24 protein-coding genes and 2 pseudogenes are annotated in these 22,191 nt (G+C 70.6%); 14 read left to right on the top strand and 12 right to left on the bottom strand.

Annotation, left to right across the window (positions count from 1 at the left end; genetic code table 11):
• Window positions 1–209 precede the first annotated feature (209 nt).
• The 3 genes from RPX00_RS39175 to RPX00_RS39165 form a co-directional block, all read right to left on the bottom strand.
• Window positions 210–893, bottom strand: a complete 684-nt coding sequence (locus tag RPX00_RS39175; protein ID WP_406633148.1) for a GntR family transcriptional regulator — start codon at window positions 891–893, stop codon at window positions 210–212.
• Window positions 894–937: 44 nt separating this feature from the next.
• Window positions 938–2,194, bottom strand: a complete 1,257-nt coding sequence (locus RPX00_RS39170) for an alpha-hydroxy-acid oxidizing protein (RefSeq protein WP_406633146.1) — start codon at window positions 2,192–2,194, stop codon at window positions 938–940.
• Between the two features lie 149 nt (window positions 2,195–2,343).
• On the bottom strand, window positions 2,344–3,270 hold the full coding sequence (locus RPX00_RS39165; protein ID WP_406633144.1) for a response regulator transcription factor: 927 nt from the start codon (window positions 3,268–3,270) through the stop codon (window positions 2,344–2,346).
• A 154-nt stretch (window positions 3,271–3,424) separates the two neighbouring features.
• On the opposite strand from RPX00_RS39165, the gene RPX00_RS39160 reads away from it, so the two are divergent.
• The gene (locus RPX00_RS39160) at window positions 3,425–4,873 is read left to right on the top strand and encodes an amidase (RefSeq protein ID WP_406633143.1); all 1,449 of its coding nucleotides are present in this window, start codon (window positions 3,425–3,427) and stop codon (window positions 4,871–4,873) included.
• Here the strand turns inward: RPX00_RS39160 and RPX00_RS39155 are convergent.
• The gene (locus RPX00_RS39155; protein WP_406633141.1) at window positions 4,840–5,700 is read right to left on the bottom strand and encodes an alpha/beta hydrolase; all 861 of its coding nucleotides are present in this window, start codon (window positions 5,698–5,700) and stop codon (window positions 4,840–4,842) included. The genes RPX00_RS39160 and RPX00_RS39155 overlap by 34 nt on opposite strands.
• Window positions 5,697–6,914 carry an amidohydrolase family protein gene (locus RPX00_RS39150; protein ID WP_406633139.1) on the bottom strand — a complete coding sequence of 406 codons (1,218 nt, stop codon included), beginning with the start codon at window positions 6,912–6,914 and terminating at the stop codon, window positions 5,697–5,699. The genes RPX00_RS39155 and RPX00_RS39150 overlap by 4 nt, the downstream gene beginning before the upstream one ends.
• A gap of 52 nt (window positions 6,915–6,966) precedes the next feature.
• Here RPX00_RS39150 and RPX00_RS39145 point away from each other — a divergent pair, with 52 nt between their 5' ends.
• Window positions 6,967–7,524: a TetR/AcrR family transcriptional regulator gene (locus tag RPX00_RS39145; protein ID WP_406633137.1), complete on the top strand. Its 558-nt coding sequence runs from the start codon at window positions 6,967–6,969 to the stop codon at window positions 7,522–7,524.
• Here RPX00_RS39145 and RPX00_RS39140 read toward each other — a convergent pair whose 3' ends face one another.
• Window positions 7,525–8,280, bottom strand: coding sequence for an IclR family transcriptional regulator (locus RPX00_RS39140; RefSeq protein WP_406633135.1), 756 nt, complete (start codon window positions 8,278–8,280; stop codon window positions 7,525–7,527).
• 39 nt (window positions 8,281–8,319) lie between these two features.
• Here RPX00_RS39140 and RPX00_RS39135 point away from each other — a divergent pair, with 39 nt between their 5' ends.
• A complete protein-coding gene (locus RPX00_RS39135; protein WP_009078908.1) occupies window positions 8,320–9,222 on the top strand; it encodes an acetaldehyde dehydrogenase (acetylating) in 903 nt (300 codons plus the stop codon).
• The gene (gene dmpG / locus RPX00_RS39130; protein WP_378307994.1) at window positions 9,219–10,244 is read left to right on the top strand and encodes a 4-hydroxy-2-oxovalerate aldolase; all 1,026 of its coding nucleotides are present in this window, start codon (window positions 9,219–9,221) and stop codon (window positions 10,242–10,244) included. The genes RPX00_RS39135 and dmpG overlap by 4 nt, the downstream gene beginning before the upstream one ends.
• Here dmpG and RPX00_RS39125 read toward each other — a convergent pair.
• A complete protein-coding gene (locus RPX00_RS39125; protein WP_406633132.1) occupies window positions 10,238–10,843 on the bottom strand; it encodes a TetR/AcrR family transcriptional regulator in 606 nt (201 codons plus the stop codon). The genes dmpG and RPX00_RS39125 overlap by 7 nt on opposite strands.
• 91 nt (window positions 10,844–10,934) lie before the next feature.
• On the opposite strand from RPX00_RS39125, the pseudogene RPX00_RS39120 reads away from it, so the two are divergent.
• From RPX00_RS39120 to RPX00_RS39100, 5 genes and pseudogenes are all read left to right on the top strand, one after another.
• A pseudogene (locus RPX00_RS39120) lies at window positions 10,935–11,860 on the top strand (oxygenase MpaB family protein).
• 40 nt (window positions 11,861–11,900) lie between these two features.
• A complete protein-coding gene (locus tag RPX00_RS39115) occupies window positions 11,901–12,929 on the top strand; it encodes an LLM class F420-dependent oxidoreductase (protein WP_406633130.1) in 1,029 nt (342 codons plus the stop codon).
• A gap of 174 nt (window positions 12,930–13,103) precedes the next feature.
• Window positions 13,104–14,411: an MFS transporter gene (locus tag RPX00_RS39110; protein WP_406633128.1), complete on the top strand. Its 1,308-nt coding sequence runs from the start codon at window positions 13,104–13,106 to the stop codon at window positions 14,409–14,411.
• Window positions 14,408–15,823: a pyridoxal phosphate-dependent decarboxylase family protein gene (locus RPX00_RS39105; protein WP_406633126.1), complete on the top strand. Its 1,416-nt coding sequence runs from the start codon at window positions 14,408–14,410 to the stop codon at window positions 15,821–15,823. Before RPX00_RS39110 ends, RPX00_RS39105 begins: the two co-directional genes overlap by 4 nt.
• Before the next feature lie 35 nt (window positions 15,824–15,858).
• On the top strand, window positions 15,859–16,443 hold the full coding sequence (locus RPX00_RS39100) for a hypothetical protein (protein WP_406633124.1): 585 nt from the start codon (window positions 15,859–15,861) through the stop codon (window positions 16,441–16,443).
• A gap of 9 nt (window positions 16,444–16,452) precedes the next feature.
• On the opposite strand, the gene RPX00_RS39095 is transcribed toward RPX00_RS39100, so the two are convergent.
• Window positions 16,453–17,169, bottom strand: coding sequence for a dienelactone hydrolase family protein (locus RPX00_RS39095; protein ID WP_406633122.1), 717 nt, complete (start codon window positions 17,167–17,169; stop codon window positions 16,453–16,455).
• Between the two features lie 211 nt (window positions 17,170–17,380).
• Here RPX00_RS39095 and RPX00_RS39090 point away from each other — a divergent pair, with 211 nt between their 5' ends.
• Window positions 17,381–18,283 (top strand): NADP-dependent oxidoreductase, encoded by a 903-nt coding sequence (locus RPX00_RS39090; RefSeq protein ID WP_406633120.1) that lies wholly within the window; start codon window positions 17,381–17,383, stop codon window positions 18,281–18,283.
• 4 nt (window positions 18,284–18,287) lie between these two features.
• On the opposite strand, the gene RPX00_RS39085 is transcribed toward RPX00_RS39090, so the two are convergent.
• The 4 genes and pseudogenes from RPX00_RS39085 to mrf all read right to left on the bottom strand — a co-directional run bounded on the left by RPX00_RS39085 (window position 18,288) and on the right by mrf (window position 21,043).
• On the bottom strand, window positions 18,288–19,382 hold the full coding sequence (locus tag RPX00_RS39085) for a GTP-binding protein (protein ID WP_406643237.1): 1,095 nt from the start codon (window positions 19,380–19,382) through the stop codon (window positions 18,288–18,290).
• On the bottom strand, window positions 19,379–19,537 hold the full coding sequence (gene rpmF / locus RPX00_RS39080; protein ID WP_037805693.1) for a 50S ribosomal protein L32: 159 nt from the start codon (window positions 19,535–19,537) through the stop codon (window positions 19,379–19,381). Before rpmF ends, RPX00_RS39085 begins: the two co-directional genes overlap by 4 nt.
• A 19-nt stretch (window positions 19,538–19,556) precedes the next feature.
• Window positions 19,557–19,799 (bottom strand): annotated as a pseudogene (locus RPX00_RS39075) (type B 50S ribosomal protein L31); the annotation flags it as partial.
• Window positions 19,796–21,043 carry a ribosome hibernation factor-recruiting GTPase MRF gene (gene mrf / locus RPX00_RS39070; RefSeq protein WP_406633118.1) on the bottom strand — a complete coding sequence of 416 codons (1,248 nt, stop codon included), beginning with the start codon at window positions 21,041–21,043 and terminating at the stop codon, window positions 19,796–19,798. The pseudogene RPX00_RS39075 and the gene mrf, both read right to left, overlap by 4 nt.
• A 78-nt stretch (window positions 21,044–21,121) precedes the next feature.
• On the opposite strand from mrf, the gene rpmB reads away from it, so the two are divergent.
• From rpmB to rpsR, 4 genes are read left to right on the top strand one after another with little or no spacing between them, the layout of a single operon-like run.
• On the top strand, window positions 21,122–21,358 hold the full coding sequence (gene rpmB, locus RPX00_RS39065; RefSeq protein WP_406633116.1) for a 50S ribosomal protein L28: 237 nt from the start codon (window positions 21,122–21,124) through the stop codon (window positions 21,356–21,358).
• Window positions 21,359–21,526: a 50S ribosomal protein L33 gene (gene rpmG / locus RPX00_RS39060; protein WP_116205050.1), complete on the top strand. Its 168-nt coding sequence runs from the start codon at window positions 21,359–21,361 to the stop codon at window positions 21,524–21,526.
• Window positions 21,526–21,831, top strand: coding sequence for a 30S ribosomal protein S14 (rpsN, locus tag RPX00_RS39055; RefSeq protein ID WP_406633114.1), 306 nt, complete (start codon window positions 21,526–21,528; stop codon window positions 21,829–21,831). Before rpmG ends, rpsN begins: the two co-directional genes overlap by 1 nt.
• Complete coding sequence (gene rpsR / locus RPX00_RS39050; protein WP_406633112.1) at window positions 21,828–22,073, top strand: 30S ribosomal protein S18; 246 nt, start codon at window positions 21,828–21,830, stop codon at window positions 22,071–22,073. The genes rpsN and rpsR overlap by 4 nt, the downstream gene beginning before the upstream one ends.
• Window positions 22,074–22,191 lie beyond the last annotated feature (118 nt).

The raw sequence follows: 22,191 nt of genomic DNA, 5'->3' as shown, positions 1-22,191 counted from the left end.
ACCGGCGGCGGCGCTCACGAGCCCTAGTTGCGCTCAGGACCGCGCTCACGGATGTGGCGGCGTCGGTGGCGCGAGGCCGCCGGTCCGGGCGTCGTGTGTGTTTATGCCGGTTAGAACCGGCAACGCCACTCACGAGCCCCCGCGCTGAGTGGTGCTGGGGTGTCGTGAGTGCTGGTGTCGGTGAGAACCGGCCGCGGCACTCGCGAGGCCTAGCCAGCGTCGAGGTCTCCGGGCAGCAAATGCGGTGCCTCGCTCCGGCGCCGCAGTGCGAGGTGCATTGCCGCGCGGCCGCCGAGTTCGAGGTCGTCTTCCAGGGCCTTCAAAGCGGTTTCCCCACCGGCTCGGAGCTGGCCGACCAGGTGCCGGTGCATGGCCGCCATCTGGGAGGTGGAGTATTCCGCCCGGATGGTCGCGAGCATGCAGTTGAGTTCGTTCTCGCAGGCCCGGTGCGCCGCCAGCACGCGAGGATTTCCGCTCGCGGCGACGATTTCCGCGTGCACCGCGCTGTGCGCTTCGATCACCTGACGCCACGGCGTCGCGGCGGTCATCGCTTCGAGGCGCTGGACGGCTTCGTCGACGGCGGAGAAATCCGCGTTTCGCAGCAGCGCCAGCCGGAGCGCGCCCAGTTCCAGGATGGACCGGTACGAGCACATCGCGTCGATGCGCTCGGCGGTCACCGCGGGGACGACGATTCCCTTGTTGCGCTGGTGTTCGAGGAGCCCCTCGGACACCAGCGTCTGCAGTCCGGAACGGACTGAATGCCGTCCGGCGCCGAACCGTGCGCTCAGGGATTCCTCGGTGAGCCGCGTTCCGGGTTCGAGGACGCCGTCCAGGAGATCGTCGCGGAGGGCTTGCGCGATGCTGCTCGGCGTACTGCCCGACTGTTCGCGCACTTCGCCACTCGTTTCAGCAGAACTTCCCACCGCCGCTGCCGATCTTAACCGAAGCCGCGCAGCGACGCGTGGTCCGCGTTGATCTCGTCGGTGCTCGTGACGCCGAGAAGCCGCAGCGTCCGGGTGTACTCCGCGCTGAGGATCTCGATCGCGCGGTCCACGCCCTGCTCGCCCGCGGCCATCAGGCCGTACAGATAGGCCCGGCCGACCATCGCGGCGGACGCGCCGAGGGCCCGCGCGGCGACCAGGTCGGCACCGGTTCGGACGCCGGTGTCGAGGATGACCTCGCAGTCGTCCCCGACGGCGTCGACCACGCGCGGCAGCAGTTCGAGCGGGGTCGGGGCGCGGTCGAGTTGCCGGCCGCCGTGGTTCGAGAGCACGAGCGCGTCGACGCCGGCAGCGGCCATCTCCTTGGCGTCCACGACGCTCTGGATCCCTTTGACCACCAGCTTTCCCGGCCACAGCCCGCGCAGCCACCGGAGGTCGGCGACGGTGAGGGAGGGGTCGAACATCGTGCCGATCAGCTCTTCGACGGTGCCGTCGAAGTTGTTCAGCGCGGCGAACTGGAGCGGTTCGGTGGTCAGCAGGTTCAGCCACCAGGACGGGCGCACCGCGATCCCGGCTAGCGTGCGGACGGTCAGCGTGGGCGGGATGGTCAGTCCATTGCGGACGTCGCGCATCCGGGCCCCGCCGATGGGAGTGTCGACGGTCAGCACGAGCGCCTCGTACCCGGCTTGAGCCGCGCGTTCGACCAGCGCCTCGCTCGCGGCGCGGTCCTTCCAGAGGTAGAGCTGGAACCACTGCCGCGCGGTCGGTGCGCACGCCCGGACGTCTTCGAGATCGGTGGTGCCCATCGTCGAGAGCACGTACGGAATTCCGGCGCGGGCGGCCGCGCGGGCGACGGCGATCTCGCCCTCGTGGTGCATCATGCGCGTGAAACCGGTGGGCGCGAGGACCAGCGGCAGGGCGGACTGTCCACCGAGGACAGTGGTTGACGGGTTCACGTCGGTGACGTCCTGCAGCACGCGCGGATGCAGCTCGACATTCTCGAACGCCCGCCGCGCCCGGCCGATGCTGATCTCCTGCTCCGCCGCGCCGTCCACGTAGTCGAAAACCGGCCGCGGCGTGCGGCGGCGGGCGATGGTGCGCAGGTCGTCGATGGTGTGCGCGGTGGCGAGGCGGCGCTCGCGGATGTCGAACCTCGGCTGCCGGAACTTGAGCAGCGGACGGATCTCCGACGGCCGGGGCAGCCGCCGCTTGATCGCCCGCCGGGGCAGGTGCTCGGGTTCGAACGTGGTCATCCGCTGCCTCCTGATCGCCGGAAACCCAGCGAGATCCGTACACAATGTGCGCCCTGGAAAGCCGGTGCGGTACGGGAGTTTCGGAAATTATGGGCAGGGGGAGTCAAGCATGGTGACGCCATGATCGCAAGGATTGTGACACAATCTGGTCAGCGGCGGGCCGCCAGCAGCGCGTCGAGGGTGTCGAGGTCGTGCTCGAGCGCGTGCCGGGCCAGCGCGGTCCGGTTCGGGCAGCCGAGCTTCGCCAGCGCCGACTCGACGTGGCTGCGCACTGTCCGGACCGCGATCCCCAGCGCCGCCGAGATCCGCTCGTTCGGCCACCCGCGCGCCACCAGCCCGACCACGTCCAGCTCGCGTCCGGTCAGCAGTTCGGGGACGCGGGAGAGCCGCAGCAGCACCCCGTCCGGACGGCGCACCCGGGCCTGGACCCGCCACCACCCGCCGTCCGCGTCCCGGTGCCGGAACCGGACCGCGCCGCAGGCCGCGGCGAGCCGGATTTCCCGTTCGGTCAGCGGAATCCGCGTCGCGGCGGAGCGCACGTCGATCCGCGTCCGCGAAACGAACAGCACGACGTCTGCGGCGGTATCGCCCGGTTCAGCGCCAGGGTCGGTCAACGCGGCGAGATCGTGCGACAGCATCGTGAGCGCGAGGCGGGATTCGTCGTCCAGCGGCCGTCCGTGCGTCGAACTCAGTGCCACGAAAGGCGGACTGGCGCCGGGCGCGAGCGGCAGCGTCATCCCTTCGCGGAAACCGTGCGGCCGGATGACTTCCCGGTACGTCCGGGTCTCGTGGACCTCCGGCACGTCGACGAAGCGCAGCGGCAGCCCCAGCCGGATCGCGCGCTGGTGGATCGGGCATTTCCAGCGGTAGGTCGTCGTGATGTAGCCGAGCGCGTCCGCCGGGTAGCCGAGGTTGACGGTCGCCGTGCGTTGTTTGCCGCCGCTCACCAGCGCGGCGCAATCGAAACCGAGCTTGTCCCGTACCGCGCGGAGCGGAGCCTCGACGGGCAGCTCGCCGCGGCCGGCCGCGCGCACCTCTTGGGCGAGCCGGGCCCACCACTGCACATCCGCGGTCATCTTCGAACCTCCGCTGCCGAACGGAGCATGAATGCCCGCTGTCCGGAATGTCAACGGGGACGCACGTCCGAGCCGGCCGCGGAACGGCTTTTCGGCCGATGCGCCCGTGCGCGCCCGTTCGTAGCGTTCCGGTCCCCGGCTGAAGGAGATCTCGATGAACATCGACGAATACGCCGCCCTCGACGCGACCGCGCTCGCCGCGGTCATCGCCTCCGGCGAGGTCACCGCCGACGAGGTGGCCGCGGTGGCGATCGAGGCCATCGGCAAGGTGAACCAGGAGCTGAACGCGGTCGCGGACGGCCCGTTCGAGCGCCCGCTCGACTACTCGCGTGACGGCCGGTTCGCCGGGGTTCCGTTCGCGATCAAGGACCTCGTCCTGCACGCCGCCGGGGTGCCGACCCGGATGGGCACGCGGCTGCTCGGCAAGGGCGTCGTGCCGCCGGAGGACACCCACCTGATGGAGCGGTTCCGCGCGGCGGGTCTGGCGACCCTGGCCGTGACGACCACGCCGGAGCTGGGGTTCAACGGCAACTCCGAAGCGCTGGCCTACGGCTCGACCCGCAACCCGTGGAACACCGCGCACAGCGCCGGCGGGTCCAGCGGCGGTTCGGCGGCCCTCGTCGCCGCTGGGGCGCTCCCGATCGCACACGCCAACGACGGCGGCGGGTCGATCCGCGTGCCCGCCGCCTGCACCGGCCTGGTCGGGCTGAAACCGACCCGCGGCCGGGTGCCCGCCGGCCCCGACTTCGCCGACCCGCTGTACGGAATGGGCGTCGAACTCGCCGTGTCGCGGACGGTCCGGGACACCGCCGCGTTGCTGGACGAGGTCGCGGTGAGCTACCCCGGTGACCCGTACGTCCTCGCGCCGCCCGCGCGTCCGTGGCTGGACGAAGTCGGCGCCGACCCGGGCCGGTTGCGGATCGCCGTGCACACCGAATCCTGGTCAGGCAGCTACGTCGACCCGGAGGTGGCACGCGCAGTCGAAGCCGCCGCCGAGGTGCTCGAAGCGGCGGGCCACCACGTCGAACGCGCGACGCCGGTCTTCGAGTGGGAGTCGTTCCTGCACGCGAATCACGTGCTGTGGTCCGGGTTTCTGGCCGGTGCGGTCGCTGGCATCGAGGAGATGACCGGCGTGACCGCGAGCCCGGAGAACCTCGAACGCACCTCGTGGGCGTGCGTCGAGTACGGCCGCTCGATCAGTGCGATGGAACTGACCGCGGCCCTGAGCGCGGTCAACGTCGTCTCCCGCGAGGCGGGCCGCTTCTTCACCGGATACGACCTGCTGCTGACCCCGACGATGAACACCCCGGCGCTGCCGCTGGGCCGCCTCGACGCGAACGCGGACCTCGCCGCGGCGGACTGGACGAGGCAGCTTTTCGACGCCTGCTCGTTCACGCCGCTGTTCAACCAGACCGGCGCGCCCGCGATCAGCCTTCCGCTCGGCCAGTCCTCGCAGGGCTTGCCGATCGGCGTCCAGCTGGGCGGTCCGGCCTGTTCGGAGTCGCTGCTGCTGCGCGTTGCGGCCTACCTGGAGGAGGCGATGCCGTGGGCGGCCCGGCGGCCCGGCGTTCACGTCTCCGAGGCGCGGCAGGTCCGGAGGTAGCTGAGGAACGAGGCCTGCAGGCCGGTCACGTGCGTCTCGCGCAGGACGGCGCTGGTGACGGCTCCGTCGCGGGCAGAGAGGCGGTGCAGGAGAGTAGCTGTGTTCTGCGCGAGGCTTTGGTAGACGGGCAGCTCTCCGAGAAGCTCTTGTTCGTTGACGGTCACGTGAAGCTTGGCGGCAGGCAGGCTGTCGCCAAGCTCCCGGAGCTGAGCGAAAATCTGGCTCTCTTCACCGATGACGCCGGGGCTGCCCGCTCCGATGCTCTCGAACAGCGTGCCGCCGTTGAGCCAGGCGTAGAGGCTGAAAAGCCCGCCGTAGGAGTAGCCGAAAAGGCCGTGGCCGCTCGTCGCGGTGCCGTAGGCGCGTTGGATCCGCGGGTGCAATTCCGCGGTGAGGAAGCTCAAGAACGCATCGGCGCGGGTGTCGCGCAATTCGGCGAGGTAGGCGTCGGCCTGCTCGCGGGTCATCCTTCCCGTTTCGACGCCCATCTCCACCGCGTCGACGAACTCCTGGGCGATCGGCTCGCCGGGCGGTACGAGGTCCCGGTTGCGCAGCCGGGACCAGTGCTCGGCTTCCTCGCCCGCGTAGCCGACGCTGACCTGGACATAGGGCTGGATCGGCTGCATCGGGTCCGCCTGGGTGACGATGAGCGGAGCGGTCTGGCCCACGGCCCAGTTGCCGTCGAGCACATACACGACCGGGGCTTTCGTCGTCGCGGTGTCGTAACCCGGCGGCGTGGTGACCCAGATGCCGTAGTCGTTCCCGCCGCGGGAAAGCATTTCGAAATAGTCGGTGTCGGCCAGGCAGCCTTGCCACATGGTGCTCATCGGAGGTCCTTCGCGATTCGGCCGGCCTTGACGACGACGATCGCGTTGGCCGGGTCGGAGAACAGCTTCGGGTTTTCGAGCGGATTTCCGTTCCACAGCACGAAATCCGCCTGCATCCCGGGGGCGAGCACACCCGCCCGGCCGGACAGGCCGAGGATCTCGGCGTTGGTTTTCGTGGCCGCCACGAGGGCTTCCATCGGGGTCTGGAGCGCGGCGCGCAACGAGAGTTCCTCGCCTCGGCGGTCTTGGGCCGGACCAATGAGATCAGAACCCAGCCCGATCCGCACTCCGGCCTCCTCGGCGACCGCGAGCGCCTCGGCCATCCGCTCGCGAACGCCCAGCACCCGCTCGCGGGTCGACTCGCCGAGGCCCGCTCCGGCGGTGTTGTGCAGCAGCTGCTCGACGACCGCGAACGTCGGCACCATGGCGACCCCGCGAGCGGCCATCAGCGCGGCCGTCGGCTCGTCGAGGTCGGTGCCGTGTTCGACGCAGCGCACCCCGGCCTCGATCGCGTTGCGGATGCCTTCGCTGTTGTGCGCGTGCACCGTCACGTACGTGCCGCGTGCAGCGGCTTCTTGCACCGCGACGGCGATTTCTTCGACGGTGAACTGCGTGTCGGAGAGCTGGTCGTGCGCGCCGACCACTCCGCCGGTCACGCAAAGCTTCAGGAAGGAGGCACCGCGACGGAAGGCCTCGCGCACGTTGCTGCGCAGCTCGGTCGCGTTGCCGGACATCATCGACAGCGCACACAGCCCCGGAATGTGGTGGCTGGTCCACAACTCGGTGGGCTCCCACTCGGCCCCGTAGTAGCCGTGCCCGCCGGTCTGGCACTGCACCGGCCCGCACGACAGGACGCGCGGACCCCGGACCTTGCCCTTCTCGATCGCGGTGACGACTCCGCCGTCGATCCCGCCGGTGTCCCGGACAGTCGTGAAGCCGGCGTCGAGGGTCGCGCTGGCGGTGGCGAAGATGTCCGCCGCGATCTCGGCGGCACTGAGCTGAAACGAAAACTGCGGCTGGATCGGGCTCGACAAGCCGAGGTGGACGTGCGCGTCGATCAGGCCGGGCGTCATGGTCAGCCCGTCCGCGTCGAGACGCTCGCCGGACGCGCTGACCTCGGTGATCAGCCCGTCCTGGACGGTGACCGTGCCCTCGGCGGGATCGCGTCCCGACCCGTCGATAACGGTCGCGCCGACTACCTCAAGACATCCCACGAGCCGTCCCTCCGCCGTTGCCGCGTTCTTTTCCAATGGATAAACTGCGGGGGTGAGCTTGTCAAGCACGGACGCCCGCGAACGCCTCCTGGCCCGGCTCGTCGACGCCTTCGACGGGGACCTTCCCGCGCCGGAGGTGTCGCTGCGCGAGATCGCCGCCCGGGCCGAAACCAGCCATGCCCTGCTGCGCTACCACTTCGGTTCGCTGCCCGGGGTGCTGGCGGCGATGCTCAAGGTTCAGCGGGCCCGGGACAACGAGGCGCTTTTCGAGACCGCCCGCCACAGCACCTTCGCCGAGTTCGTGGTGGCGATCTGGCGGACCTACACCGACCCGGGCCAGCTGTCGCGGGTCCGCGGCTTCTTCCACGTCGCGGGACTGGCCGCGTACCGGCCGGAGGACTTCGGCGAGCTGGTCGACTCGCTGGACGACCTGACCGAGAAGCTGGCCTCGCTCGCGGAACGCGAAGGCCGCGACGCCAAGGAAGCGCTGACGATGGCGACCGTCGCCGTCGCGGCGATTCGCGGTCTGCTGCTGCAGGAGGTGCTGACTCAAACGGTCCCGTCGGAGGACGCGGTCGCCTTGATCCTGCGGATGAGCAAGGGGTCTTGATCAGGTCTCGGAAACCGTGCGGGACAACGCCAACGCCACCGTCCGCACCGCGGGCGCGACCCGTTCGGTCCGCATCCGGGTCGCCCAGCCGGAGATCGACACCGCCGCCACCGCGAGCCCGTTCGCATCGACGAGCGGGCTCGCCGCGCACACCACGCCGACCCCGGATTCCTCGCGCTCGAACGCGATCCCGTCCTCGCGGATCCGCGCCAGCTGGCGGCGCAGCAGCCCGGGCGCGGTGATCGTCCGCGGGCTGACCCGGGGCAGTCCGGCGTCGATCACCCGCGTCACCACGTCGTCGGGGGAGCGGGACAGGATCGCCTTCCCGACGCCGGTCGCGTGCGCGGGGAACCGGCCGCCGGTGCGCGAAGGCAGATCTGGCGCGTCCGGCCCGCGCAGCACGTCCAGGTACACCACCTCGGTGCTCTCCAGCACCGCGAGGTGCACCGTGTTCCGCGTGGCCTCCCGCAGATCCGCCAGGTACGGCCGCGCGGCTTCCACCAGGCCGCGGCGGCGCACCGCCAGCTGGCCGATCTCGAACAGCCGCAGCCCGAGCCGGACCGAGGTGCCGTCGCGTTCCAGCAGGCCGGTTTCGGCCAGGTGCCCGGCCAGCCGGTGCACGGTCGTCTTCGCCAGGCCGGTCCGCCGGGCCAGCTCGGAGACGCCCAGCGCGTCGTCGCCGGGGCGGAAGGCTTCCAGCACGGCGGCGACGCGCGCCGTCACGAGGCCGTCGCCGTTCCGTCCAGTGGTACGCATGGGTTGAGTGTGCCCCATCCCGGCGAGCACCGTGCAGGCATGGCGGAACGCAAGGTGACGGCCGCGATCGTCGGCCCGGGCAACATCGGTACGGACTTGCTGGCAAAACTCCAGCGCAGCGAGCACGTGGAAGTGCGCTACATGGTGGGCGTCGACCCAGCCTCGGACGGGCTCGCCCGCGCCGCGAAGCTCGGGCTCGAGACGTCCGCCGAGGGCGTGGACTGGCTGCTGTCGCGCGCGGAACTGCCGCAGTTGGTGTTCGAGTCGACCTCGGCGAAGGCGCACAAAGCCAACGCGCCGCGGTACGCCGAAGCGGGCATCCGCGCGATCGACCTGACGCCCGCCGCGGTGGGCCCGCTGACCTGTCCGGCGGTGAATCCGCCCGACCAGCTGACCGACCGCAACGTCAACATGATCACCTGCGGCGGACAGGCGACCATCCCGATCGTGCACGCGGTTTCGCGGGTGACGCCGGTGTCGTACGCGGAGATCGTCGCGTCCGTGTCGTCGCGCTCGGCCGGTCCCGGCACCCGCGCGAACATCGACGAGTTCACCGAGACGACCGCGCACGCGATCGAAAAGGTCGGCGGCGCGGACAAGGGCCGCGCGATCATCATCATCAACCCGATGGACCCGCCGATGATCATGCGCGACACAGTGTTCTGCGCGGTCGACCCGGACGCCGACTTCGACGCGATCAGCGAATCCGTGCACCGCATGGTGAAAGACGTCCAGCAGTACGTCCCCGGCTACACCCTCAAGGCCGATCCGCAGTTCGACCCGCCGCGCCCGGACTGGAGCGGCAAGGCCCGCGTCGGCGTGTTCCTGGAAGTCGCGGGCAACGGCGACTACCTGCCCAAGTACGCGGGCAACCTCGACATCATGACCGCCGCCGCCGCGCGCGTCGGCGATCTCTTCGCCGCTCAGGAGGTGGCCGCGTGAACAACACCGACGTCCGGCTGGTCGACACCACTCTGCGCGACGGCAGCCACGCCATGGCGCACCAGTTCACCGAGAAACAGGTGCGCGACACCGTCCGCGCGCTCGACGACGCGGGCATCTCGCTGATCGAGGTGACCCACGGCGACGGCCTCGGCGGCTCCACCTTCAACTACGGTTTTTCCTTGGTGGACGAGCGAAAGCTCATCGCCGCCGCGGTCGACGAGGCGAAGCAGGCGAAGATCGCCGTGCTCCTGCTGCCCGGCCTCGGCACGGTCACCGACCTGCGCGCGGCGGCCGACCTCGGCGCGGGCGCGGTGCGCATCGCGACGCACTGCACCGAGGCCGACGTGTCCATCCAGCACTTCGGCGCGGCCCGCGACCTCGGCCTCGAAACCGTCGGATTCCTGATGCTGGCGCACATGTCGTCGCCGGAAGACCTGGCGAAACAGGCCCGGATCATGGTCGACGCGGGCTGTCAGTGCGTGTATGTCGTGGACTCCGCGGGTGCGCTGATCCTGGACGACGCGACCGAACGGGTCGCCGCGCTCGTCGCGGAACTCGGCGACGACGCCCAGGTCGGCTACCACGGGCACCAGAACCTGAGCTTCGGCGTCGCCAACTCGGTGCTCGCCTACCGCGCGGGGGCCCGGCAGATCGACGGTTCGCTCGCCGCGCTCGGCGCCGGCGCGGGCAACTCGCCGACCGAGGTCCTGGCGGCCACCTTCGAACGGCTCGGCATCAAAACCGGGGTGGACAAAGACGTTCTGATGGAAGCCGCGGAGAACGTGGTCAAGAAGTACCTGACCCGGCTGCCGGTGATGGACCGGTCGTCGATCATCCAGGGCTACGCCGGCGTGTACTCCAGCTTCCTGCTGCACGCCGAACGCGCCGCCGAGCGCTACGGCGTCCCGGCGCACGAAATCCTGTACAAGGTCGGCGAAGAACGCTACGTCGGCGGCCAGGAGGACATGATCATCGACATCGCGCTGCGGCTGCGCGACGAGCGGGCAGCCGCTCAGTGAGCCCCGGGGTCGAAAGCGTCCGCGCCGAGCACGAGCTTCACGCAGTGCTCGACGAGACGCTCGCGGCTCACCTTCAGCGTGCCGTCGAGGTATGCGATGAACACGTTGCTGAGCGCGCCGACGAGACCGATCGCCACGAGCTGGCGGCCGGTTTCGTCGCCGCGCGACAGCTGTTCCCCGACGAGGCCGGTGAACGCCGGGAGGAGGTGCAGGCCGCGGCTGGTCAGCGCCGGATCGGTGAGCGGGGCGAGCAGCAGCACCCGGCCCTTGCGGGGGTCGTCCAGCATCAGCTCCACGAACGCGGTGACGGCGCGTTCGGCGCGGCGGCGCGGATCGGCCTCCTCGGAAACCGCTTCGGCCAGCGCCCGCTTCGCCTGGTCCCCGACGTCCTCGTAGACCGCGGCGACCAGGCTTTCCCGGTCGGCGAAGCTTTCGTAGAAGTACCGCTCGGTCAGTTTCGCCGAGCGGCACACGGCGCGGACGCTGACAGCGGCGCTGCCCTGCGCGCCGAGCAGGTCGAGCCCGGCGGCCAGCAGCTGCGCGCGGCGCTGGGCCTTGCGGTCGTCCAGCGTCGTGCCCGCCCACGTGCGGCCCGGCATACCCGCTCCCGTCCCGAGTTGACCACAGATGTTGTCACATCCTAACCTGACAACAGCTGTAGTCACTTCGCCGACCCGCCGAGGAGCCGCGATGAGGGACACGCCGGAGCCACTGGGACCGGACTCGCTGACCTGGAAGTACTTCGGCGACTGGCGCGGTCTGCTGATCGCGCTGTGGGCCGGGTCGATGCAGAACATGCACCCCGGCCTCGGCGCGGGCGTCGAGGAGCATTCCCGGTTCTTCGAGGAACGCTGGCAGCGGCTGTTCCGTTCGCTGTACCCGATCGGCGGCGTGGTCTACGACGGCCCGCGCGCGCACCGCACGGCGCTGGAGGTGCGCGGCTACCACGACCGCATCAAGGGCGTGGACGCGAAAGGCCGCCGCTATCACGCGCTCGACCCGGACACGTACTACTGGGCGCATTCCACGTTCTTCGTCAGCACCATCCTGATCGCCGACAATTTCATGGGCGGCATCGGCGAAGAGGAAAAGCGCACGCTGTTCGACGAGCACGTGCGCTGGTGGCGGATGTACGACATGACGATGCGGCCGGTGCCGGACTCGTGGGAGGACTTCCAGCGGTACTGGAAGCACATGTGCGCGGAAGTGCTGGAGGACAACAAGGCCACCCGCGACGTGCTCGACCTCCGCGGCATCGCGAAACCGCCGTTCCTGCCGTGGCTGCCGGATCCACTGTGGACGCCGGTCTCCAAGATCATCGCCAAACAGTTCGTGTGGCTGACAGTCGGCATGTACGACCAGGAGGTGCGCGATCTGCTCGGCTACCGCTGGACCGCGCGGGACGCCCGGCGGCACCGGCGGGTCGGCAAGCTGATCAACGCGGCGTTCACGCTGGTTCCGCACGATCGCCGCTACCATCCGCGGGCACGGGCGGGCTGGCGGCGCGCCCGCGGCGAACTCGCGCCGGGGACGCCGCCGGTCGAAACCCCGCGCCGCAATCTTCCCCGCTCGCCGAGCGCGGGAAACCGGAGCACTACTCGCCGGACGTGCCGTGAGCGCCGCGGCGTGCACGGGCTTCGAGATCAGGAGGGCTGGATGAAGCTGGGCTTTCACCTCGGGTACTGGGGGAGCGGGCCGATCCCTGGCGCGCAGGAAAGCGTGCTGGAAGCCGAACGGCTCGGGTTCGACTCGGTGTGGTCGGCCGAGGCGTACGGGTCGGACGCGTTCACGCCGCTGGCCTGGGTCGGCGCGGCGACCAGCCGGATCAAGCTCGGCACCAACATCGTGCAGATGTCCGCGCGCACCCCGACCGCGACCGCGATGAGCGCGCTGACCATGGACCATCTGTCCGGCGGCCGGTTCGTGCTCGGGCTCGGCGCGTCCGGCCCGCAGGTGGTGGAGGGCTGGTACGGCCAGCCGTATCCGAAGCCGCTGGCGCGCACCCGCGAGTACGTCGAGATCGTGCGGAAGGTGCTGGCCCGCGAGGAACCGGTGACCATCGACGGGCAGTTCTTCCAGCTGCCGCTGCAGGGCGGGACCGGGCTGGGCAAACCGCTCAAGCCGACCGTCCACCCGCTGCGCACCGACCTGCCGATCTACCTCGCCGCCGAGGGTCCGAAGAACGTCTCGCTGGCCGCGGAGATCTGCGACGGCTGGCTGCCGCTGTTCTTCTCGCCCAAGTCCGACGCTTTCTACCGGGCCGCCCTGGAGGAGGGTTTCGCCCGCCCGGGCGCGCGGCGGAGCGGCCTGGACGGGTTCGAGGTCGCCGCTTCGGTGCCGGTGATCGTGCACGACGACGTCGAGGAGGCGGCGGGCTTCATCAAGCCGGCGCTGGCGTTGTACATCGGCGGCATGGGCGCGAAGAGCGTGAACTTCCACCACGACGTCTTCGCCCGGCTCGGCTACGCGGATGTCGCGGACAAGGTGCAGGAGCTTTACCTGGCCGGACGCAAGGAAGAAGCGGTCAAGGCGATCCCGACGTCACTGGTCGAGGACACTTCGCTGATCGGCCCGGCGGAGAAGATCCGGGAAGAGCTGGAGGCGTGGGAAGCGACGGTGGTGACGACGCTGCTGCTGCGCGGCGACGCGGGGTCGCTGGCGAGGGCGGCGAAGGCACTGTCCTGAGGTGGAGTCGTGAGTGGCAATCCCGGTTAGAACCGGGATTGCCACTCACGAGTGCGTAGTCGGCCCGGTACGGCCGGTGCATCACGACGGTGGCACGATTCCTCCCGACCACTACCGGGAACCGGCGAAGATCCACTAGGCATGCGTTCGTCGTTCCGCCTTCGAGGAGGACCTTTGGCGCCGCTGTCCCGCCGCACGAGCTTCCGCTACTCGCTCGGCTCCTTCGTCACCGGCGGGTTCGGCACCGTGCCGGGGCTGCTCCTGCTCCCGTACCTCACCGACACGATGGCCGTGCCCGCCGCGGCGGCCGGGATCATCGTGTTCGTGCCCAAGGCGTGGGACGTGCTCTTCAACCCGGTCGCCGGCCGGCTGTCGGACGCCGACCTCGCACGCACCGGCAGCAGGCGGCGGTTCCTGCTGCGCGGCGGGATCGGCGTCGCGGTCCTGTTCTTCGCGCTGTTCGCGCATCCCGGCTTCGGCACGCCGTTCTGGGACGCGACGTACGTCGTGGTGATGTTCTTCCTGTGCGCCACCGCGTACGCGTTCTTCCAGGTGCCGTTCAACGCGCTTCCGGCCGAGCTGACCGATTCCGCGGAGGAACGTACGAGGCTCACCAGCGTCCGGATCGGCGTGCTCGCGGTGGCGGTGCTGGTGTCCGGCGGCGGCGCCCCGGCGATCACCGACCTGCTGCCCGGCGTGGCTGGCTACCGGGTGATGGGCCTGGTGATGGCGGTGATCATCCTGGCCGCCACACTCGGCGTCTACTTCGGCCTGAAGGGCGCGCCGGTCGGCTCGCTGCGGCCGAACACGGTGCGGCTCAAGGAATTGGCGCGCACCATCGCGCGGTGGCGTTCGTTCCGGTGGCTGCTGGGCGTCTACTTCATCCAGGCGCTCGGCATCGGCACCGTGCTGGCCGCGATCCCGTACTTCGCGCAGCACGTGCTGGGCGACCCGAGCTACCGCACCTACCTGTTCGTCGGGTTCGTCGGACCGGCGCTGGTCACCATGCCGGTCTGGCCGCGGCTGGGCGCGCGCTGGGGCAAGCTCGCCGGATTCCGGGTCGCCACCACGTCGTTCGTCGTCGGACTGGTCGCGATGTACTTCGCCGACCGGCTGCCGTTCGCCGCGACCCTGGTGTTCGTCGCGCTGGCCGGCGTCGGCTACGCGGGGATTTCGGTGTTCCCGCTGGCGATCCTGCCGGACCTGATCAGCGCCGAGGAGGAACGGACCGGCGAGACCAGGGCGGGCATCACCGCCGGGGTCTGGACCGCGTCCGAGACGCTCGGGCTCGCGCTCGGGCCGGGCCTGTTCGGGCTGGTGCTGCAGGGCGGGAGCTACGTGTCGAGCACCGGTGCCAACGCGGTGCCCCAGCCGCCTTCGGCGATCACCGCGATCGTGATCGGCGCGTCGGTGCTGCCTGCGGTGCTGATCGCGCTCGGCATCCCGCTGCTGCGCCGCTCGGTCCTGGAGAAGCAGCCGTGACCGACGTACTGGCGCGACTGCGCGAACTCCGTTCCGGCGACCTGCCGACGCACGGCGGGCGGACGCTGGCCTACGTGTACGACAGCGGACTGTCCGAAGTGGACGAGATCGCCGCCGCCGCGCACGCGCTGGCGAGTTCGGCGAACGGACTCGACCCGACCGCGTTCCCCAGCCTGCTGCGCATGGAAAACGACCTGGTCGCCCGCGCGGCCGCGCTGCTCGGCGGCACGCCGGACACGGTCGGCACGGTGACCTCCGGCGGCACCGAATCGTGCCTGCTGGCGGTCCTCGCCGCGCGCGATTCGCGGCCGGAGATCGCGTCGCCGTCGATCGTGCTGCCGGAAACCGCGCACGCCGCGTTCCACAAAGCCGCGCACCTGTTCGGTGTGCGGAAGGTCGTGGTGCCGGTCGATCCGGAGACCTTCCGCGCGGACCCGGCCGCGATGACAGCGGCGATCGACGACTCCACCGTGCTCGTCGTAGCGAGTGCGCCTTCGTACGCACACGGCGTCGTCGACCCGATCGAGGAGATCGCCGCCGCGGCTTCGGCGCGCGGAGTGCGGATGCATGTCGACGCGTGCATCGGCGGCTGGGTGCTGCCGTACTTCGCGAAGCTCGGCGCGGACCTGCCGCCGTTCGACTTCCGCGTTCCCGGCGTCACCAGCATTTCGGTGGACCTGCACAAATACGCCTACTGCGCCAAGGGCGTCTCGGTGCTGCTGCACGCTTCCGCGGAACTCCGGCGGCCGCACTTCTTCGCGAGCGCGTCCTGGCCCGGCTACACAATGCTCAACCCGACCTTGCAGAGCACTCGTTCCGGCGGCCCGCTCGCCGCCGCGTGGGCCGTCGTCCATCACCTCGGCGAGGACGGCTATCTGAAGCTGGCCTCGCGGGCGCGGGAAGCCGTGGAGCGGATTCGCGTTGGCGTAGCAGCGATCCCGGGCCTGCGGGTGCTGGGCGATCCGGTGTCGACGCTGGTCGCCTTCACCGGCTCGGACGGCTTCGACCTGTTCACCGTCGCCGACGAGATGAAGGCGCGCGGCTGGTACGTCCAGCCGCAGTTCGCGCACGGCACGTCTCCGCTGAACCTGCACCTCACCGTCACCGCCGCCAACCACGGCAGCGAACCGGAATTCCTTGCCGATCTGACGGCCTCCGTCGAAGCGGCGCGCGCGGAAGGCCCGGTGCAGGTCGACCCGGACGTCGCCGCCTTCGTGGCCGCGCTCGACCCGGAGACGCTGACCTCCGAGCAGTTCGGCGGCTTGCTCGCGGCAGCGGGCCTGACCGGCGGCGACGGGCTGCCGGAACGGATGGCCCCGATCAACGCACTGCTGGCCGCCGCGCCGGAACCGTTGCGGGAACGGCTGCTGGTGGAATTCCTGGGCGCGCTGTACACGCCGTCCCGGGAGTAAGCGCAACCGATCGTCCGGTGGCCCGTCTACCGATCATGGGGAGTGCTTCGGGCGATCGGAGACTGGGCCTGGTGCTGGCCGCGGTCGTGTTCGTGTTCGGCTGGCTGCTGGCCGCCGCGGTGAACTACTTCATCTTGTTCGTCAGCTTCGTGATCCCGGTGCCGGTCGGCGTGCTGCTCGCGGCGGCGTGGCTGACCGCGGCGGTGGCCACCGCGATCAGCGCGTGGCTGGTGTGGCGACGGCTGCGCTGGCCCGGACTGGCCGGGTTCGCGGTGCTCACCGCCGCGGCGGCGGTGCTGATGGCGAGCGTGAACTGGGTGCACTTCTACGCGAGCACCTGGTACGCGATGCACCGCCCGGACTACGCCGAGGCGCTGCGATACCTCGACCACCTCCCGAAGGGCGAGGGTCCGCCCGAGGGGATTTCACGGCTGAACAGCGACTCGGGCGCGTCGGCGTGGTTCGTCCGGGTGTGGTCGGGGATTCCCGGCTGTGCTGAGGGTTTCGCTCACTTCGACGGTTCCCCGGGCTCCCTCAACGGCATGGGCTCCCTCGACGGCGCGAGCTGCGTGGTCCGGCCGGCGGTCCAGCTGGGCGACGGCTGGTGGTGGGTCGAGTAGCCGCCCGGCTCAGCCGATGCGGTCGAGCAGCGGCAGCAACCGTTCCCAGTGGCGTTGCAGGCCAGCGGGGTCGAAGGCGTCGGTGTCGGCCATGGTGAACCCGTGGACGGTGCCGGGGTAGATCTCGGACGTGTAGCTGAGCCCGGCGGCATCGAGGGTCCGGTTGAGTTCGCCGAGGGCTTCCGGCGTCAGATCGGACTCGGCATGCCCGAAGTGCGCCTCGGCGGTGATCCGGGAGAGGCTCGCCGCGCCCACCGGCGCGTGGAATGCGGCGACCGCGGCCACCTGACCGGGATGCGCCTCGGCGGTGCGCGCGGCGAGGAGGCCGCCGATGCAGTAACCGGTCACCGCGACCGGTCCGGCGCTGACTTCGGGCTGGGCGGCGAGGAATTCGAGGTAGGCGCCGGCGTCCCGCAGGACCAGTTCGGGAGTGTGCGCTTCGATCATCGGCATGAGGCGGGCGAAGACGCTGGGACGCTCGGCTTCTCCGATGAACGCGGGAAGGTCGAGCACCGGAGCCGGGCCGTGCCGGTAGAAGAAGTTGGGGACGAGGACGTAGTAACCGTGGGCGGCGAGTTCCCGGGCCAGGTCGCGAAGGACGGGCCGGATGCCGAAGCCGTCGGCGTACATCAGCACCCCGCGGTGGGGCGCACCGTCGTCGGGGAACGTGGCGAAGGCGTCGGCGAGGCCGTCGGGGGTGGGGATCCGCAGGGTCTTGTCGGGCATGAAGTCTCCTTGTCGTGATGGGGTTTCTGGAATCACGACGAAGGAGGCGGAGCCCGCGCGGCGCTCAGGAGAGCACCGGGTCGCCAATCCGTGTGTGGCGCGAGGCCGTCCCGGTAGACATCGCTGTCCAACCTATCCCATCCCGCGCCTTGACCTCGACCGGACTCGAAGTTGGACACTCCGGTGAGCGACCCGGGAACTGGAGGCGGGGATGGGCAAGGCGATGGGGTTCCGCGAGCCGGGCGGGCCGGAGCAGCTGCGGCTGGCGGAGGTGCCGGAACCGCACGCCGGTCCCGGGGAAGTCCGGGTCCGGGTGAAGGCGGCGGGGGTGCAGCCGTTCGACATCGCGGTGGTCGCGGGGATCATCCCGGCGCCGGAGCCGGGCGGGTTCACCGTGCCGGGCAACGAGTTCGCCGGCGTGCTCGACGAGATCGGCGAGGGCGTCGAAGGATTCGCGGCGGGGGACGAGGTGCTCGGCTTCGGCAGGCTGGGCGGGTATCAGGAGCTGCTGGTCGCCGGTGCGGACCAGATCGTGCCGAAGCCGCCGGAGATGCCGTGGGAGGTCGCGGGAGCGTTCACCGCCGCCGCGCAGACCGCGGACATCGCGATGGAGCGGATCGGCGTCGGACCGGGGGACACCGTGCTGGTGCACGGCGCGGCGGGTTCGGTCGGGGCGATGGCGGTGCAGCTTGCCCGGCTGCGCGGCGCGAAGGTGCTCGGCGTCGCGCGCCCCGCGTGGCACGAGCAGGTGCGGGAGCTGGGGGCGATTCCCTTTGCCTACAGCGACGATTTCGTCGAACGGGTGGCTCCGCACGGCGTCACCGCGGCCGTGGACGGGGTCGGCGGCGCCGCGCTGGAGCACACCCTGGAGCTGATCGAGGACCGCACCCGGATCCTCACCCTGGCCGACCACGACCGCGCCGACGAGCTGGGCATCCGGATCACGCTGGACGCCCGCTCCGCGGCCCGCCTCGGACGGCTCGGCGGTCTTTACGCGAAAGGCGAGCTGACCCACCGCATCATGGCCGCGTTCCCGCTCGCCGAGGCCGCCGAGGCGATGCGGACCCATCAGGCGGGCAACGTCCACGGCAAGATCGTCCTCACGATGGACTGACCCCTCAATGGACGTGCACCGGCTCCCACTCAGGAAACGGGTCGGCCGCCGCCGCAGTGTCAGTCAGGCACCCCTCGAGCGCGCCGAGCAACGCCGCGTGCTCCAGGCCGACCCCGATGAACACCAGTTCCTGCCGAGCCCCGTCGACCACCCCCTGCGGTTCGAACCGTGCGACACTGCCCGCCTGCGACCACAGCCCGAGCGTGCCCGGACGCGTGCTGAGGCTGAAGAATCCCTTCGACCGCAGCACGGTGCCGAACTCGCCGGAGTCGAGCCGTTCGGTCACGAACTCCCACAGCCGCACCGGGTCGAACGCGCGGCCGGAGCGGAAGACGACGCTGGAAATGCCGTACTCCTCGGTCTCCGGAACGTGGTCGCCGTTCAGCTCCGCGACCCAGCCCGGCGCCTCCTGCGCGCGCTCGGCGTCGTACCGGCCGGTGCCGAAGACCCGCTCCAGCGGGACCCGGCCGAACTCGGCGGCGACGACGTCGGCGGCCGGGTTGAGCCGGCGCAGCGAGGCGAGCAACTGCTCCCGTTCGGACGGCGTGACCAGGTCGGTTTTGTTCAGCAGCAGCACATCGGCGAACTCGACCTGGTCCATCAGCAGGTCGCTGACCGTCCGCTCGTCGCCGTCGTACTGGTCCAGCCGCCGCTCCGCCAGGCTGTCCCCGCGCGCCAGTTCCCGGGCGAAGTTGGCCGCGTCCACGACGGTGACCATCGTGTCCAGCCGTGCCGACGACAGCACGGGCGCGCCGTCGTCGCCGGTGAACGAGAAGGTCGCGGCCACCGGCATCGGCTCGGAGATCCCGCTGGACTCGATGAGCAGATGGTCGAACCGCCCGCCATCGCACAGCCGCGCGACCTCGTCGAGCAGATCCTCGCGCAGGGTGCAGCAAATGCACCCGTTGGTCATCTCGACCAGCCGCTCCTCGGTCCGCGACACGCTGTCCCGCACGAGCGCGGCGTCGATGTTGACCTCGCTCATGTCGTTCACGATCACCGCGACGCGCAGGCCGTCCCGGTTGGCCAGGATCCGGTTGAGGAGCGTGGTTTTCCCGGCGCCGAGGAATCCGGAAAGGACAGTGACGGGAACGCTCACCGCTCGAGCCGCTGGAAGTGCTTGATCAGCTTGCGCGGCACCAGTTTCCGCTCGCCGTCCACGACGATCGGCACCAGGTCGGGGGCCGCCGCCTTCCACTGCGAGCGCCGGGAACGGGTGTTGCTGCGCGACATTTTCCGCTTCGGCACGGCCATCAGCGCGCACCCCGCTCCGGCGCTGCCCGTAGCGGCGGTGGAACTTCTCGACCTGGCCCGCGGAGTCGAGGATCCGCTGGGTGCCGGTCCAGAACGGATGCGACCACGCGCTGATGTCCACCACCACGAGCGGGTAGGTGTTCCCGTCGGACCATTCGATCGTGCGGTCGGAGGTGGCGGTGGAGCGGGTCAGGAACGCGTCGCCGGTCGACGAGTCCTTGAAGACCACCGGGTGGTAGTCGGGGTGGATGCCGGGTTTCACAGGGTTTCGTCCTTCTGGTTGGCGGCGTTCGCGTGCCGGTCGGGTTCTTCGGTTTCTTCGCAGGGGTCCTCGTGCCAGTTCCCGAACGGGTCCGGGTAGACGCGCCAAGCCGTCTCGCCCTCGGCCAGCTCCGCGTCGGTGAGCAGAGCCGCTTGCAGCGCGCTCTCGATCTCCGCTGGCGTGGCCTGGTCAGTGACGATCACCAGCTCCTGCGCGCGGTCTCCGTGCACCGGGTCCCAGCGCAGCGAGGCGAGCGTGCGGCGTTCGGGGGAGACGTCGGCCCAGTCCGGCCCGTCCGGCGAGGCGAGCCACGGCCCGGCGTGCCCGATGCCGAGCCCGCCGCCCGCCGATTCGATCCAGAACGCGACGTCCGGCTGGCTGGCCACCCAGGCCCGGCCGCGGGTGCGGACCACGCCGTCGAGCAGCAGGTCGATCGCCTCGTGCAGCCGCTCCGGGTGGAACGGGCGCTGCGCGGTGAACTGCAGCAGCTCGATCCCGCAATCCGGGTGCAGCGGCGGGGCCCCGCGCAGCAATGCGCCGTGCAGGTCCGTCACCTCGCCGCGCCGGGCATCGGCCGGGACAGCGGCGAGCAGTCCGGCGGCGTCGGTGCGCGCCAATTCGACGCGGGGCACGGACGGCGCGACCCGGTCGAGCACGGCCGAGGATTTGGCCGCGCACCACGCGTCCGGCGCGGCTCCGGCAAGCACCAGCACGTCCGCGGATTCCACTTGGGACAGCGCGACCTGCGCGACCGTCCGCTCGTCCTCGGGGCTGCCCTGCAGGCCGCGCTCGGCGAGCAGGTCGTCGCCGGTGACGTCGGCGAGCCAGGTCGCGCAGTCGAGCACGGTGAACACGGCTTCGAGTTCGACGTCGTCGCTCACCGGGCGGTCGCCGACCAGGACGTTGCGGACCGCCCAGCTCACCGGCTCCGGCTCCATCGCCTCGTCCAGCCGCACCACGATGCGGTCGACCTGCGGCATCCGGGCCAGCCGGCGCAGCAGCGGCAGCAGGTCCTCGCGCAGCGTGCAGTTCACGCAGCCGTGCGCGAGTTCGAGCGGCGTCAGCTCGTCGCGGCCGCGCAGGAGGACCCGGCGGCGGACGACGCCGGAGCCGATGTCGCGCAGGTCGTGGTGGACGACGGCGGTGCCGGGGCTCGCGCGGAGCAGGAGCGCGGCGAGCGCGTCGCTGTGGGCCGGGGCGATCCCGCTGCAGAGCACGAGCGGGACACGCGGACGTTGGGGCACTGGATCTCCAGACGACGGGGCGGGGTACGGTGACGAGCGTAGTTGAACATGAATGTCACTATCAACTTGGGAGGGTCCGTGTCAGCCGTGTGCCAGGTCACCGGCCGCAAGCCGGGCTACGGCAAGCAGGTCTCGCATTCGCACCGCCGCACGTCGCGGCGCTGGGAGCCGAACCTGCAGACGCGCCGCTACTACGTGCCGAGCCTCGGCCGCACCGTGCGGCTCAAGGTGTCGGCGAAGGGCATGAAGACGATCGACAAACGCGGCATCGAAGCCGTCGTCGCCGACCTCGCGGCGAAGGGAGTGAAGTTCTAAATGGCGAAGAGCACCGACATCCGGCCGATCATCAAACTGCGGTCGACCGCGGGCACCGGCTACACGTACGTGACCAAGAAGAACCGCCGGAACAATCCGGACCGGATGGTCCTGCGCAAATACGATCCGGTGGCGCGCAAGCACGTCGAATTCAAGGAAGAACGCTGATGGCGAAAAAGTCGAAAATCGCGAAGAACGAGCAGCGCAAAGAGATCGCCGCGCGGTACGTGGAACGGCGGCGCGCGCTGAAGGCGGTGATCGCGTCGCCGTCCGCTTCCTCGGAGGAGAAGGCCGACGCGGTCGTTGCGCTGCAACGGATGCCGCGCGACGCCAGCCGCACGCGCATCCGCAACCGCGACGCCGCCGACGGCCGTCCGCGCGGGTACCTGCGCAAGTTCGGGCTGTCCCGGGTGCGCGTGCGGCAGATGGCGCACAACGGGGAACTGCCCGGCGTGTCGAAGTCGAGCTGGTGAGCGCCATGCCGAAACCGGACCGGACCCCGCGCCGCCGTGCGAATCCCTTCCACGCGGCCGGAATCACCAGCGTGGACTGGAAAGACGTCGACCTGCTGCGGAAATTCATCTCCGACCGGGGCAAGATCCGTGCCCGCCGGGTCACCGGATTGACGCCGCAGCAACAGAAACAGGTGGCGACCGCGATCAAGAACGCTCGGGAGATGGCGCTGCTCCCGTACCCGACGGCGGCGCGAAGCTGAACGCCGCAGGCGCGGCTGGGCGGACGGCGGGGCCCGCCCAGCCGCGCGTTCTGCGGTAAGCGCGAGCGCGCTAACGGCTGAAGCAACTGCGTCAGGTGGCTTCTTGCGGCCGAGCGGC

It is taken from the genome of Amycolatopsis sp. WGS_07 (genome assembly GCF_045278895.1).
Lineage (GTDB): Bacteria > Actinomycetota > Actinomycetes > Mycobacteriales > Pseudonocardiaceae > Amycolatopsis.
The sequence above is the reverse complement of the archived record's forward strand: the minus strand, read 5'-3'. Positions and strand labels throughout refer to the sequence as shown.